The following is a 13,132-nucleotide window of genomic DNA, read 5'->3' on the forward strand; positions in this document are numbered from 1 at the left end:
GCGGTGTGGCCAGAGAGGCTAGGCTTTCGTACGACGTCCTACGGAGGCCGCCATGAACGCCCCATCCCCCCTCCACTGGCATGCGCAGAGCACCGAGTCCAGCCTGCGGCACCTGGGCAGCGGGCCAGCCGGGTTGGACCCGGAAGAAGCCGAGCGCCGCCTGGCCCGCCTGGGCCCCAACCGCCTGCCCGAACGCGCCGGCGCCGGGCCGTTGAAACGCTTCCTGCTGCAATTCCACAACCTGCTCATTTATGTGCTCCTGGCGTCCACCCTGGTCACCCTGGTCCTGGGCGAATGGCTGGACAGCGCGGTGATCTTCGGCGTGGTCCTGATCAACGCCGTGGTCGGTTTCATCCAGGAGGGCAAGGCCGAATCGGCCATGCGCGCGATCCAGAAGCTGCTGACCCTGGACAGCCGGGTCAAGCGTAATGGCGAGGTCCGCCAGGTGCCGGCGGCGGACCTGGTGCCAGGCGACCTGGTACTGCTGGAAGCTGGCGACCGGGTGCCGGCGGACTTGCGCCTGCTGGAAACCCGCGACCTGCGCATCGAGGAAGCGGCCCTCACCGGGGAATCCCTGCCCAGCGACAAGAGCAACCGGCCGGTCGCCGCCGAAGCCAGTCTGGGCGACCGCCACAGCATGGCCTATTCCGGAACCCTGGTCTGCGCCGGCAGCGGCCTGGGCGTGGTGGTGGCCACCGCGGAGCAAACGGAACTGGGGCACATCAGCCACCTGCTGAGTTCGGTGGAACCGCTACAGACCCCGCTGCTGGCGGACATGGCGCGATTCGCCCGCCAGCTCACCCTGGTCATCCTGGTGCTGGCGGCGGCCACCTTTGCCTTCGGCATCCTGCTGCGCGGCTACAGTGCCAGCGACATGCTGATGGCCGCCGTGGGCCTGGCGGTGGCCGCCATCCCCGAGGGCCTGCCAGCGGTGCTGACCATCATCCTGGCCCTGGGCGTGCAGCGCATGGCCCGCCGCCAGTCGATCATCCGCCGGCTCCCGGCGGTGGAAAGCCTGGGCGCGGTGACCGTGGTCTGCTCGGACAAGACCGGCACCCTGACCCGCAACGAAATGACGGTGCAGCGCGTCTACACCGCGAGCCGCCGCTACGAAGTATCGGGCGTGGGCTATGCCCCCGAAGGCGATGTCAGCCCTGGCCTCGACCTGGCCCACGACCTGCACGAACTGGCCCGCGCCGGCCTGCTGGCCAACAGCGCCAGCCTCTGCGAGGTGAACAACCAGTGGTGCATCACCGGCGACCCCACCGAGGCAGCCCTGCTCACCCTGGCCGGCAAGCTGCGACTGGACCCGGACGAGGAGAGCAGCCGCCGCCCCCGGGTCGACGCCCTGCCCTTCTGCTCCGAACGCCGTTACCTCGCCAGCCTGCACCGCGACGGCCAGGGCGAGGGCGTCATCTTTCTGGTCGGCGCGCCGGAACGCTTGCTGGAGGTCTGCGACCGGCAATGGCGCGACGGCGCCGCCGAAGCGCTGGACCCGCGCATCTGGGACGAGGTACTGGGCGAGGGCGCTGCGGCTGGCCTGCGCATGATCGGCCTGGCCCGGCGCAGCGCCGGCGACGGCCAGCACGAACTGGACCACGCCGACCTGGGCGGTGGCTTCGTCCTGCTCGGCCTGGTGGGCATGGTCGACCCGCCTCGGGCGGACGCCATCCTCGCCATCGAGGAGTGCCGCAGCGCCGGCATCCAGGTGAAGATGATTACCGGCGACCACGCGGCCACCGCGGCTGCCATCGCAGCACGCCTGGGCCTGCCGGCCGGCACGCCGTTGACCGGTGCGGATCTGGACGAGCTGAGCGACACCGAGCTGGATGGCCTGCTCAAGGAAACCAGTGTGTTCGCCCGCACCAGCCCCAGCCACAAGCTGCGCCTGGTGGAGCGCCTGCAGGCGATCGGCGAACGGGTGGCGATGACCGGCGACGGAGTCAACGACTCCCCGGCCCTCAAGCGCGCCGATATCGGCATCGCCATGGGCATCAAGGGCACCGAGGCGGCCAAGGAAGCGGCGCAGATGGTGCTGGCCGACGACAACTTCGCCACCATCGCCCATGCCGTGGAAGAAGGCCGTACCGTCTACGACAACCTGAAGAAATCCATCCTTTTCATCCTGCCCACCAACGGCGCCCAGGCCTTTGTGCTGCTGAGCGCGATCCTGCTGGGACTGACCCTGCCCATCACCCCGCTGCAGATTCTCTGGGTGAACATGATCACCGCCGTCACCCTGGCCCTGGCCCTGGCCTTCGAGCCGGCGGAGGACGACCTGATGCGGCGCCCGCCGCGGGACCCGAAGGCCCCGCTGCTGTCCGGCGACGTGCTCTGGCTGATCCTGCTGGTATCGGTGGTGCTGACCCTGGCGAGCCTGGGGTTGTTCATCCATACCCAGCAACTGGGCTGGAGCATGGAAGCCAGCCGCACCCTGGCGGTGAACGTCCTGGTGTTCGGCGAAATCGGCTACCTGTTCAGCAGCCGACGGTTGAACGGCCCGGCGCGATTCACCCTGCATGACAACCCCATGGTCTGGGGCATGGTCGGCCTGATGGTGCTGCTGCAGTTGGGTTTTACTTACCTGCCGGCGCTGCAGACGCTGTTCGGCACCGCCGGGTTGGGCCCGCTGGGCTGGACCTGGTGCCTGGCGACGGCGGCGAGCACCTGCGCGGTGGTGGAAATCGACAAATGGGCGCGGCGCCGCGCCAGGAACCGGCGCGGCTAGTCCTTGTCGCGGGGGGTCAGGCCGGCCGAACCATGTTGAAGGTGTCGCGGGTGCGCGTGTAGGCACTGCCGCCCAGGCGACCCACCAGGTCCAGGCGCTGCGGGTCGGTGCGCCCCGCCTCGGTCAGCACGGCGTCGTCGACATGCGCCAGCAGCACCTCGGCGAACACCAGGTGGCAGTTGGGATTGGCACGCGGATAGGGCTGGATCTCCGCCACCCGGCACTCGAAGGCCACCGGGGCGCCCTGCACGCGGGGCGGCCGCACCCGCAGCGACGGCTCGGTGGCGATGCCGCAATGCTCGAACTCGCTCACGCCATGGGGCAGCCAGGCGGCACTGGCGTTCATGGACTCGGCCTGCTGGAAGGACACCAGCTGGATCACCAGCTCACCGGTGTCCTGCACGTTGCGCAGGGTGTCCTTCAATTGCCCGTCGTCACGGGTGCTGATGTTCACCAACAGGGTTGCCGGGTCATCGCTGATCACCTGGAAGAAGCTGAACGGCGCCAGGTTGCTGATGCCGTCCTTCGACAGGCTGGACACCCAGGCAATGGGGCGCGGCGTGACGGTGTTGGCCAGCCAGCGGTAGGCATCCAGCGGCGCCATCTGGGCGAAATCGAGCTGCATGTGGAGACTCCAACGGGGAGAAAACGGCGATTATGCCTGTGCAGGCGGCGATCGGGGCAGGGAAAACAGCGGGCGGAAGCACCACCGCTTGGCTACTCCTCTTCCTCGCCCTCCTCCGGCGTGTCGAACAGCTCCGCTGCGTGCAGCAGGGCGGCAAGCAGCGAGTGACGCTCCCACTCGGCCAGCGCGGCAAAACGGGCCAGCACGTGCTCCGGCAATAAGGAAGGGGCTTCGGCCAGGGCCTCCAGCCCCCTATCCGTCAGGACGAGCCAGTGCTTGCGCCGATCCCGTTCGTCCCGCCGTCGATTCAGCAATCCCCGGCTCTCCAGCCGGTCCAGCACCCCGGAAAGTGAGGCCTGGGTGAGACTGACCTCGCGGGCCAGATGGCTGGCTGTCAGTTCACCCTGGCTGGCCATGATGCGCAGGATCAATAACTGCAAGGGAGTCAGGCCGCCGAATCGGGCCAAACGCTTGGCATGCACCTCGGTCGCCTGCTGCAGGCGGCGCAAGCCTTTGAATACGGCAAGTGAGTAAGCATCCGCCAATACCCCTTTATAGAGGCTCTCGCTCATGGATTCGGCCCTTCATTGAGTTGTTTCGTCATGAAAATTTTACACCAGATACTTTGACCTGAAAGCATTTTTCTGTTTAGGTAATAGAGGTGCCCCGGGCGCACACCCCTCCCCAACGGCAATCCGGTAAGGACTTATGTGCGGCATTTCTGGAGAATTACGTTTCGACAACACCCCTGCCAACCTCGCTGCAATTGAGCGTATCACCCATCACATGGAGCCTCGCGGCCCCAACAGCCACGGCTTTCACTGCCAGGGCCCGCTAGCGTTCGGTCATCGGCGGCTGAAGATCATGGACCTCGCCGAATCGTCCGGCCAGCCCATGCTGGACCCGCAACTGGGTCTGGCGATGGTCTTTAATGGTTCCATCTATAACTATCCAGAGCTGCGTGTAGAGCTCCAGCAGCTGGGCTACCGCTTTTTCTCGGAAGGCGACACCGAAGTGCTGCTCAAGGCCTGGCATGCCTGGGGCAAGGACATGCTGCCCAAGCTCAACGGCATGTTCGCCCTGGCCATCTGGGAGCGGGATACGCAACGCCTGTTCCTCGCCCGCGACCGCCTCGGCATCAAGCCGCTGTACCTGTCGCGCACCGGGCAACGCCTGCGCTTCGCCTCCAGCCTGCCGGCCCTGCTGCAGGGTGGCGACCTGGATACTGCCCTCGACCCGCAGGCGCTGAACTTCTACCTCAACTTCCACGCCGTGGTGCCGGCGCCACGCACCCTGGTCAAGGGCGTGGAAAAGCTGTCGCCGGGCAGCTGGATGATGTTCGACGCCGCCGGCAACTCCGATCACGGCACGTGGTGGCAACTGGAGTACGGTCCCCGCGAGGACGAACAGGGCCTCGGTTTCGATGACTGGCGCGACCGGCTGCTGGACAGTCTGCGCGACGCCGTCGCGATCCGCCAGCGCGCCGCCCGCGAAGTCGGCGTGCTGCTCTCCGGCGGGGTGGATTCCAGCCTGCTGGTGGGCCTGCTGGCGGAAACCGGCGTCGAACAGTTGGCGACCTTTTCCATCGGTTTCCAGGACGCCGGTGGCGAGCGCGGCGACGAGTTCGAATATTCCGACCTGATCGCCCGCCACTACGGCACCCGCCACCAGCAACTGCGCATCGGCGAACACGAAGTGCTGGAACAGTTGCCCGCCGCCTTCGCCGCCATGAGCGAGCCGATGGTCAGCCACGACTGCATCGCCTTCTACCTGCTCGCCCGCGAGGTGTCCAAGCACTGCAAGGTGGTGCAGAGCGGCCAGGGCGCCGACGAATTGTTCGGCGGCTACCACTGGTACCCGCCGCTGGCCGACACCCGCGACCCGTTCGGCAGCTACCGCACGGCCTTCTTCGACCGGGACCACAGCGAATACCAGGCCACGGTGCAGCCGGCCTGGCTCACCGACGACCTGGCCGGCGACTTCGTGCGCCAGCACTTCGCCCGCCCTGGCGCCCTCGACCCGGTGGACAAGGCCCTGCGCCTGGACAGCACGGTGATGCTGGTGGACGACCCGGTGAAGCGCGTGGACAACATGACCATGGCCTGGGGCCTGGAGGCGCGGGTGCCCTTCCTCGACTACCGGGTGGCCGAGCTGTCGGCACGCATCCCCTCGCGCTTCAAGCTCGGCGACGGTGGCAAGGCGGTGCTCAAGGCCGCCGCGCGCCAGGTCATTCCCGCCCAGGTGATCGACCGGCCCAAGGGCTATTTCCCGGTGCCCGGCCTCAAGCACCTGGAAGGCCGGACCCGCGACTGGGTGCGCGAACTGCTGCTGGACCCGAGCCAGGACCGCGGCCTGTTCCAGCCGGCCATGCTGGAACAGCTGCTGGCCAGCCCGGAGCAGGACATCACCCCGCTGCGCGGCTCCAAGCTCTGGCAGATGGCCGCCCTCAACCTCTGGCTCAATCAACAGGGACTCTGAACAAGCATGAAAGCTCATACCTTGCACAGCCAACGCCTGCTGCGTGGCCAGGCACCGTCCTACCAGCGCCTGCAGGCGCGCCTGGCGGAAGTCCGGCAAGACCCGCACGATGAGCCCAAGGTCTTGCACTGCGGCTGGGGCCGCCTGCTGCTTGGTCACACCTTCGCCACGCCGGGCGGTCTCGCCCAGGAGCTGCTCTCCGAACGCCCCGGCGAGCGCGACATCGCCCTCTATGTCGCCGCCCCCCAGCAGGTGCTGGCGCAGGCGCCGCAGCAGCTGTTCCTCGACCCGTCCGATACCCTGCGTCTCTGGTTCACCGACTACCGCCCGGCGCGCCGCGCCTTTCGCGGCTTCCGCATCCGCCGCGCCGTGAGCGAGGCGGACTGGCAGGCGGTGAACCAGCTCTACCGCTGCCGCGACATGCTGCCGGTGAACCAGGACGCCATCACCCCGCGCCACCAGGGCGGGCCGGTGTACTGGCTGGCCGAGGACGAACGCGACAGCCAGGTGATCGGCGCCGTCATGGGCCTCAACCACGCCAAGGCCTTCGGCGACCCGGAAGGCGGTTCCAGCCTCTGGTGCCTGGCGGTGGACCCGCAATGCAGCCGCCCGGGCGTCGGCGAAGCGCTGGTGCGCCACCTGATCGAGCACTTCATGAGCCGCGAACTCAGTTACCTCGACCTCTCGGTGCTGCACGACAACCGCCAGGCCAAGGCGCTCTACGCCAAACTGGGCTTCCGCGAGCTGGCCACCTTCGCGGTGAAGCACAAGAACAGCATCAACCAGACCCTGTTCATCGGCCCCGGCCCCGAAGAGCAGCTCAACCCCTACGCCCGCATCATCGTCGACGAGGCGCTGCGCCGTGGCATCGGCGTGCAGGTGGACGACGCCGAGGGCGGCCTGTTCAGCCTCAGCCTGGGCGGCCGGCGGATCCGCTGCCGCGAATCGCTCTGCGACCTGACCAGCGCAGTGAGCATGACCCTCTGCCAGGACAAGCACCTCACCCACCGCGCGCTGGCCCAGGTCGGCATCCGCCAGCCGGCCCAGCGCCTGGCCGGCTCGGAGGCGGACAACGCCGCCTTCCTCGCCGAGCACGGCAGCCTCGTCGTCAAGCCGGTCAATGGCGAGCAGGGCCAGGGCGTGGCCGTCGACCTGCGCAGCCCGGACGAGGTGCGCACCGCCATCGCCGCCGCCGAACACTTCGACAGCCGCGTGCTGCTGGAAAGCTGCCACCCGGGCCTGGACCTGCGGGTGGTGGTGATCAACTACGAGGTGGTGGCCGCCGCCGTCCGCCGCCCGGCCGAAGTGGTCGGCGACGGCCAGCGCAGCCTGCGCCAGCTGATCGAGCGGCAGAGCCGCCGACGCCAGGCCGCCACCCAGGGCGAGAGCCGCATTCCGCTGGACGGCGAGACCGAGCGCACCCTGCGCGCCGCCGGCTTCGACTACGACAGCGTGCTGCCGGCGGGCACCCGCCTGGCCGTGCGGCGCACCGCCAACCTGCACACCGGCGGCACCCTGGAAGACGTCACCGCGAGCCTCCACCCGGCCCTGGCCGAGGCCGCCATCCTCGCCGCCCGCACCCTGGAAATCCCGGTGGTGGGGCTGGACCTGCTGGTGCCGGCCGCCGACCAGCCGGACTACGTGCTGATCGAGGCCAACGAGCGCGTCGGCCTGGCCAACCACCAGCCGCAGCCCACGGCGGAGCGCTTCATCGATCTGCTGTTTCCCCTCAGCAAGGCCCACGCGTGAATGCCCCGGGGCCACGCATCCTCTCCCGGGGATGAACGCATCCCCGGTCCGCAGGTGCGGTTGCGGCCTGCGGTTCGGCACTGACTGAGGGGGCGTCCCGCCTTCTGCGATACGGGTTCTGCGGCGCCGCCATCAGCAAGCGCCGCAGAACCTGGGCACTCCAGCCTCAACCGATGTTCGACGAAGCGCCGTAGCGGGTGGCGACCATCCGGGTATCCACATGGTTGATGGTGGCGATGATCCGCTTCGCGTCGCAGAGCGCCGGTGCCATGGTCCAGCGCTGGGTGCGATCGTTGCCGATGCGCAACATCCCGGTGTGGGTCGACAGGTTCTCGTCCACTTCCGGCACCGGGTCGAAGAAGCCCAGGCTGTAGCGCAGCCGCCGGATATCCCCCGGGGCGCCCGTCAGGAAGGTCCAGCCGGGCTGCGCACCATGCCGGGCGGCATAGGCCTTGAGCACCTCGGGGGTGTCCATCAGCGGCTGCAGCGTGATCGAGTACAGGTGAACCTCCCGGCCCAGGCGATCGCCCAGCAGCCACTGCACCCTGCGCATATTGACGGTCATGGTCGGGCAGATGCCCTCGCACATGACGTACATCATGCTGATCACCACCACCTTGCCGTGGATCAGATCGTCGTAGAAATGCACCTTTTTCCCATCCTGGGTGTACAGCGGCACGTTGGCGAACGGGGTGCGGGCTTTCCTGGCCGGATCCGCTTCGCCCGCCACCTGCGGAACGCTGTACCAGAGCGCGCCACCCAGGGCCGCGACACCCAGGCCGGCTATCAAGTCGCGTCGAGTGTTCATGGACAGACCTCCTCTTGCCGGATCAGCCGATTCGCCGTTTGCCAGGTTGTCGAGTGGTATCGGCACTGCCGCTGCCACTGTTGGGCGAAGGGCCGCTGGTATCCGCTTCGATGTCCCAGCGCACCATCATCGCGTGGTCCTCGTGGATGAGGTTGTGACAGTGCATGGGGTGCTTGCCGAGAAAATCGCGGAAGCGCAGGAAGACCTTGATGGTCATGTCCTCGCCCAGCACGAAGACGTCCTTGCGGCCCACCTCATGGGGTGGAATGGGGACTTCCCGCCCTTTCACGGTCTTGCTGATGATGCGCCCCTCCTCGAAGTGGATATGGATGGGGTGGTCCCAGCCATCTTCGGGGTTGACCAGTTCCCAGACCTCCGCACTGCCCTGGCGGATTCGCGCACTGACGACGGTCGGGTCGAAGAATCGGCCATTCACCGCCCACATGCCGTTCCTGCGCTCGAATACCCAGCGCCGCACCGGGGCCGCGGCGATCTCCTCCGGATCGAGCGGTCGCAGCGGACGCAACACCGGTGGCACCTGGCTCACGTCCTGCTCGGTGGGGAAGCGGTCGACGATGATTTTCAGCACCCGGACGCCCGGCTCGCGCACGTCCTTGGGCTGCCGCGTATCGTCTGGCCGGTGCGTCAGGCGGTTCACCAGGTACAGCTCCGTGCCCACCACGTAGCGGGAGAAGTCGACGACGATGTCGGCGCGCTCGGTGACCCCGAGACGAACCTTGGTCTGGTTCAGCAGCGGCGCCGGCAGCAGATTGCCGTCGTTACCGATGTAGGTGAACTTCTGCTCCACATCGCGCGACGACACCAGGTAGAACTCATAGAAACGGCTGGGCCCGCCGTTGAGCAGGCGGAGTCGATAGCGGCGCGCGGCGACCCGCAAGACCGGCTCGATATAACCGTTCACGCAGATCTTGTCGCCCAGTACCCCTTCGGGACTGACCTGGTCCCAGTACAGGATGCCCTCCGGGTCGAAGCGCTTGTCGTTGAACATCAACGGATAGTCGTAGGGGTGGCTGGGCAGGCGCAGGGCGCTGGGACTCGGGTCATGCTCATCGCCCGAGTCGATGTCGTCGAAGAGCAGGTAGAACCCGGCCAGGCCGCGATACACGTTCGGCGCCGTGAAGTCGAAGGTGTGGTCGTGGTAGAACAGCGTGCCCAGCGCCTCGCGCGGATCGCCGATGCCATTCTGGAACTCGTCGAAGCCGGCGTAGATATTGCCGTAGTGGTGATCCTTGAACTCACCGGGCGAGGCCAGCGTCGGCCCCGCCTTGACGGCGCTGTAGTAGTCCCCCGGGAAACCATCGCTCTCCGACGCCGTATGGGCATTGTGCAAGTGCGTGGAAATTTCCGGGGAGCCGAAGCCGACGTGATCCTGAGGCAACCCGTTGTGGATACGCAGAATCATCGGCTGGCCATAGCGCGCGAAAATGGTGGGTCCCGGGGCCGTGGCGCCCCGCGTGTTGCCGGCATACCCCCAGACCCTCTGGGGCGGATAAGCCGGATTGAACACCCAGTCCGGCCGCTCCAGGGCGGTCAGTTCATAGGTGACCGCGACGCCCAGTTCGGTAAATCGCTGGTGGGGAGCACGCCCCGCCTCGCCCGCGGCGGTATTCGCCTCCTCGGTCGGCGCAGGGTCCAGGGTGACCGGCTGGAGCACCGGGATTTCCTGGGGAAGCTCGATCTGCCAGGGGATGGTCGGTGGACTCGGCGGGATGAGCACACGGACGTCATCGTCGTCCTCATCATCGTCATCGCGATCACGATCGCGGCGTCTCTTCGCGGTCAGGCTCAAAGGTACCGCGGTTGCGGATAGCGCCAGCGCCGTCGCGGACAGTTTGAGAAAGTTTCTTCTGGGGGACTGACTGTTCGCCCTAGCGTTGTCCTCGACTTCAGGTGTTTCAGGAGTTGGATGTTTCATGGGGCCTCCCATCCCCCCAATCAATAATTATTGTATGTATTGATGATTTGAATGAGTGACACAGGACCAACAAGCACAAGGCTTCGCAGAACCCCTGCCACACCCCAACCAAAGCACCATGATAACAAATTGTAAAGAATATCCTTGAAAATAATGGCAATTTAACCACAACCGGCCATTGATAAATAACTATCGCCCATCCGTCTTATTCTCCCCAGAATTAACAGCCACCCGGCAAAGTGACTTTTGATATTTAGTCATATTATGAGCGCCAATCGAGTGACAGCATCCTCAAGAAATCAGACACCTAGGAGCAATAGGGCCACAGCGTTAAAAACCAGGTGACCAACCCAGCAAATACCAGAGGTTAAAAATCAATAAAACTTGAAATACTCGCCGAACAAAAAGGGGCCGCCCTGAAGGCGAAAACCATGCGAGACCGGTCACAGCTTTGAATCGACGCCAAATGACTGAAGCGGGCTGGAAACTCCCGCGGTATTGGACGCGGTATCAACATCTCGACAAAGCTCGATGTGCTGGACGCATTTTTCATTGGTTTTGCGTAGTGCATCTATGGCGTCGAGCACCGTATCAATATTTGACATGGAAGCCGACCGCATCAGCAGCCTGACCTGATAGTTGGAGTGCCTGATGTGTGCCTCGATTGCTTTTCGATGTTCCTCATTCACCTTTCGCCCCTGGGTGTTTATGGAATTATTATCCGAGGCGTTTGACTGATTAACTTCCGTTGCCACCCTGGCGTTATCATCTGACACACCAGGCGCTGCCAGAATATGCGTCGACAACAATAGCGACAGCGGAAGCCACAGTACTTTGCAGACACTCATGACTGACTCTCCCGGAATCAGACTCCGTCAAGTCGAAACCGTAGACGATAATGCAGCGCCCACTCTGTCATTGGGTCTGAAGATGCGGCCGTTCGGTCATCGAGCCCCGGTAATCGCCGTCGCCGAACCCCGAACGCTCAACGACTGGAAGGGGTTCGGCGGTGGGTCCCTTCCCGGGTTGCATCAGGGCTACCGACGCCTGCGAACACTCCGCGCCCGACTGCAACAGGGGACCGTCGTCATGAGCGCGGCCTAGAATCCGGGCCTAACACGCGGCCGGACTGACCGACCGCGCGCGCAGCCAGCACGCGGCCAAAGGCCAGACCGATGACACCCGCGATCAGCGAGGCGATCAGCACCCCCAACTTGGCGGCGCTCAAGAGCTCCTGCTGCGCGAAGGCGAGGTTGGCGATGAAGATCGACATGGTGAATCCGATCCCCGCCAGACAGCCGATCAGGGTCATCCAGGACCAGTTGATCCCCGCGGGCAGGCTGCACAACCCCATGCGCACCGCCAGCCAGCTGCAGCTCAGCACCCCCAGCGGCTTGCCGGCCACCAGGGCCAGCGCGACCCCGGTAAGCACCGCCAGGGAACCGCCATCGTCCAGGTCCACGCCGGCCAGGCTCACCCCCGCATTCGCCAACGCGAACAGTGGCATCACCAGAAAGGCGACCCAGGGGTGCAGGGCCATTTGCACACGCGTCACCGGCGGCAACAGTTCACGTTGCGCCTGTCTGAGCTGCCTGATAGGCACCAGCAGCTCGTTGGTATCGCCGTGCGACGCCTGCTCGCGCTCGGCGAAATCCTGAATCGCCTGCTTCGCCAGTTGCAGCGGCTGCTCGATGACCTTGACCGGGCGCACCGGGGTCATGAGCCCCAGCACCACCCCCGCCAGCGTCGGGTGGGCGCCCGTTTTCAGCAGGCCATACCAGAGCAACGCACCGGGTAGCAGGTAGGCATAGGCCGAGCCGACGCCAATCCACTGCAAGCCCAGCACCAGCAGGATGCCCGCACCGGCGATGACAAAGCCCAGGGCATCCAGCCCCCCGGAATAGAACAGGGCGATTATCAGCACCGCGACGATGTCGTCGATGATCGCCAGGGCCAGCAGGAACACCCGCACCGAAGCCGGGACAGAGCGCCCGAGCAAGGCCAGGACCCCCACCGCGAAGGCAATGTCGGTGGCCGTCGGAACCGCCCAGCCCCGGCGCAATTCATCGCTGCCATTGAGCGAGAGATAGAGCAAGGCCGGCACCAGGACCCCGCCGCACGCGGCGACCACCGGCAGGGTCGCCAGCTTGATGTCGGCCAACGCCCCTTCGTGAATCTCCCGGCGTATCTCCATACCGACCACCAGGAAAAACACGGTCATCAGCGCATCGTTGATCCAGAAGTGCAGGGAATACGAGATGGCATGGTCACCCAGGGCGATGGATAGCGGCGTGTGCCAGAGGTGTTCATAGCTGGCGGCGGCGGGCGAGTTGGCCCAGATCAGCGCGACGGCGGCAGCGATCAGTAGGACCACGCCACTGAGCGCTTCGATGTGGAGGAATTTTTCGAGGGAATTGAAGGCCTTGTCAGCCACGCGTTGCGCAGCCGGCAACACCTCGCGGGAAGGATGCTGGTTCATGGTCGCTCGTTCTCGACTACTGTGCGGCGGCCCGACCGACACAAGAAACCTGTCTGACTGCAGCGCGCAGAAACGACACCCGGCGGTTACCTTACCTTCCATGCCCCCGGTTTGCCTAGCGGCCTGAAGCCCCCGGAATCATGCGGCCAGGCCCCGGCTTCCACCATTGCCAATCCGGGTCCGGCGCCGCCCCGGAGACGGCAGATTGACGCCGCACCTTGGACGCTACCACTGATGCCGACTTTTTGACCTTTCGCCAAATGCGAATCGCTTGCACATTGACACATTTAGTTACAGGGAAAAAGATCGATTCGAGGCCATAGTGCCAC

9 protein-coding genes are annotated in these 13,132 nt (G+C 65.7%); 3 read left to right on the forward strand and 6 right to left on the reverse strand.

Annotated elements, in window-relative coordinates; translation table 11 throughout:
- Positions 1 to 52: 52 nt before the first annotated feature.
- On the forward strand, positions 53 to 2,728 hold the full coding sequence (locus PJW05_RS15690) for a cation-transporting P-type ATPase (protein ID WP_271407935.1): 2,676 nt from the start codon (positions 53 to 55) through the stop codon (positions 2,726 to 2,728).
- A gap of 16 nt (positions 2,729 to 2,744) precedes the next feature.
- Here the strand turns inward: PJW05_RS15690 and PJW05_RS15695 are convergent, their stop codons facing one another.
- On the reverse strand, positions 2,745 to 3,353 hold the full coding sequence (locus PJW05_RS15695) for a flavin reductase family protein (RefSeq protein ID WP_271407936.1): 609 nt from the start codon (positions 3,351 to 3,353) through the stop codon (positions 2,745 to 2,747).
- Between the two features lie 92 nt (positions 3,354 to 3,445).
- Positions 3,446 to 3,925, reverse strand: a complete 480-nt coding sequence (locus tag PJW05_RS15700) for a MarR family winged helix-turn-helix transcriptional regulator (RefSeq protein ID WP_271407937.1) — start codon at positions 3,923 to 3,925, stop codon at positions 3,446 to 3,448.
- Between the two features lie 136 nt (positions 3,926 to 4,061).
- Between PJW05_RS15700 and PJW05_RS15705 the strand changes: the two genes are divergently transcribed.
- Together PJW05_RS15705 and ngg are read left to right on the forward strand one after the other, a co-directional pair.
- Complete coding sequence (locus tag PJW05_RS15705; RefSeq protein ID WP_271407938.1) at positions 4,062 to 5,831, forward strand: N-acetylglutaminylglutamine amidotransferase; 1,770 nt, start codon at positions 4,062 to 4,064, stop codon at positions 5,829 to 5,831.
- Positions 5,832 to 5,837: 6 nt separating this feature from the next.
- Positions 5,838 to 7,580, forward strand: coding sequence for an N-acetylglutaminylglutamine synthetase (gene ngg / locus PJW05_RS15710; protein ID WP_271407939.1), 1,743 nt, complete (start codon positions 5,838 to 5,840; stop codon positions 7,578 to 7,580).
- Positions 7,581 to 7,746: 166 nt separating this feature from the next.
- Here the strand turns inward: ngg and PJW05_RS15715 are convergent, their stop codons facing one another.
- The 4 genes from PJW05_RS15715 to nhaA form a co-directional block, all read right to left on the reverse strand.
- Positions 7,747 to 8,388, reverse strand: coding sequence for an SCO family protein (locus PJW05_RS15715; RefSeq protein WP_271407940.1), 642 nt, complete (start codon positions 8,386 to 8,388; stop codon positions 7,747 to 7,749).
- Positions 8,389 to 8,410: 22 nt separating this feature from the next.
- Positions 8,411 to 10,198 (reverse strand): multicopper oxidase family protein, encoded by a 1,788-nt coding sequence (locus tag PJW05_RS15720; RefSeq protein ID WP_333908706.1) that lies wholly within the window; start codon positions 10,196 to 10,198, stop codon positions 8,411 to 8,413.
- A gap of 569 nt (positions 10,199 to 10,767) precedes the next feature.
- Entirely contained in the window at positions 10,768 to 11,172 is a 405-nt protein-coding gene (locus PJW05_RS15725) for a hypothetical protein (protein ID WP_271407942.1), read from the reverse strand.
- Positions 11,173 to 11,411: 239 nt separating this feature from the next.
- Positions 11,412 to 12,803, reverse strand: coding sequence for a Na+/H+ antiporter NhaA (gene nhaA, locus PJW05_RS15730; RefSeq protein ID WP_271407943.1), 1,392 nt, complete (start codon positions 12,801 to 12,803; stop codon positions 11,412 to 11,414).
- Positions 12,804 to 13,132: the final 329 nt, after the last annotated feature.

The organism is Pseudomonas sp. Q1-7, assembly GCF_028010285.1.
Taxonomy (GTDB): Bacteria; Pseudomonadota; Gammaproteobacteria; order Pseudomonadales; family Pseudomonadaceae; genus Metapseudomonas.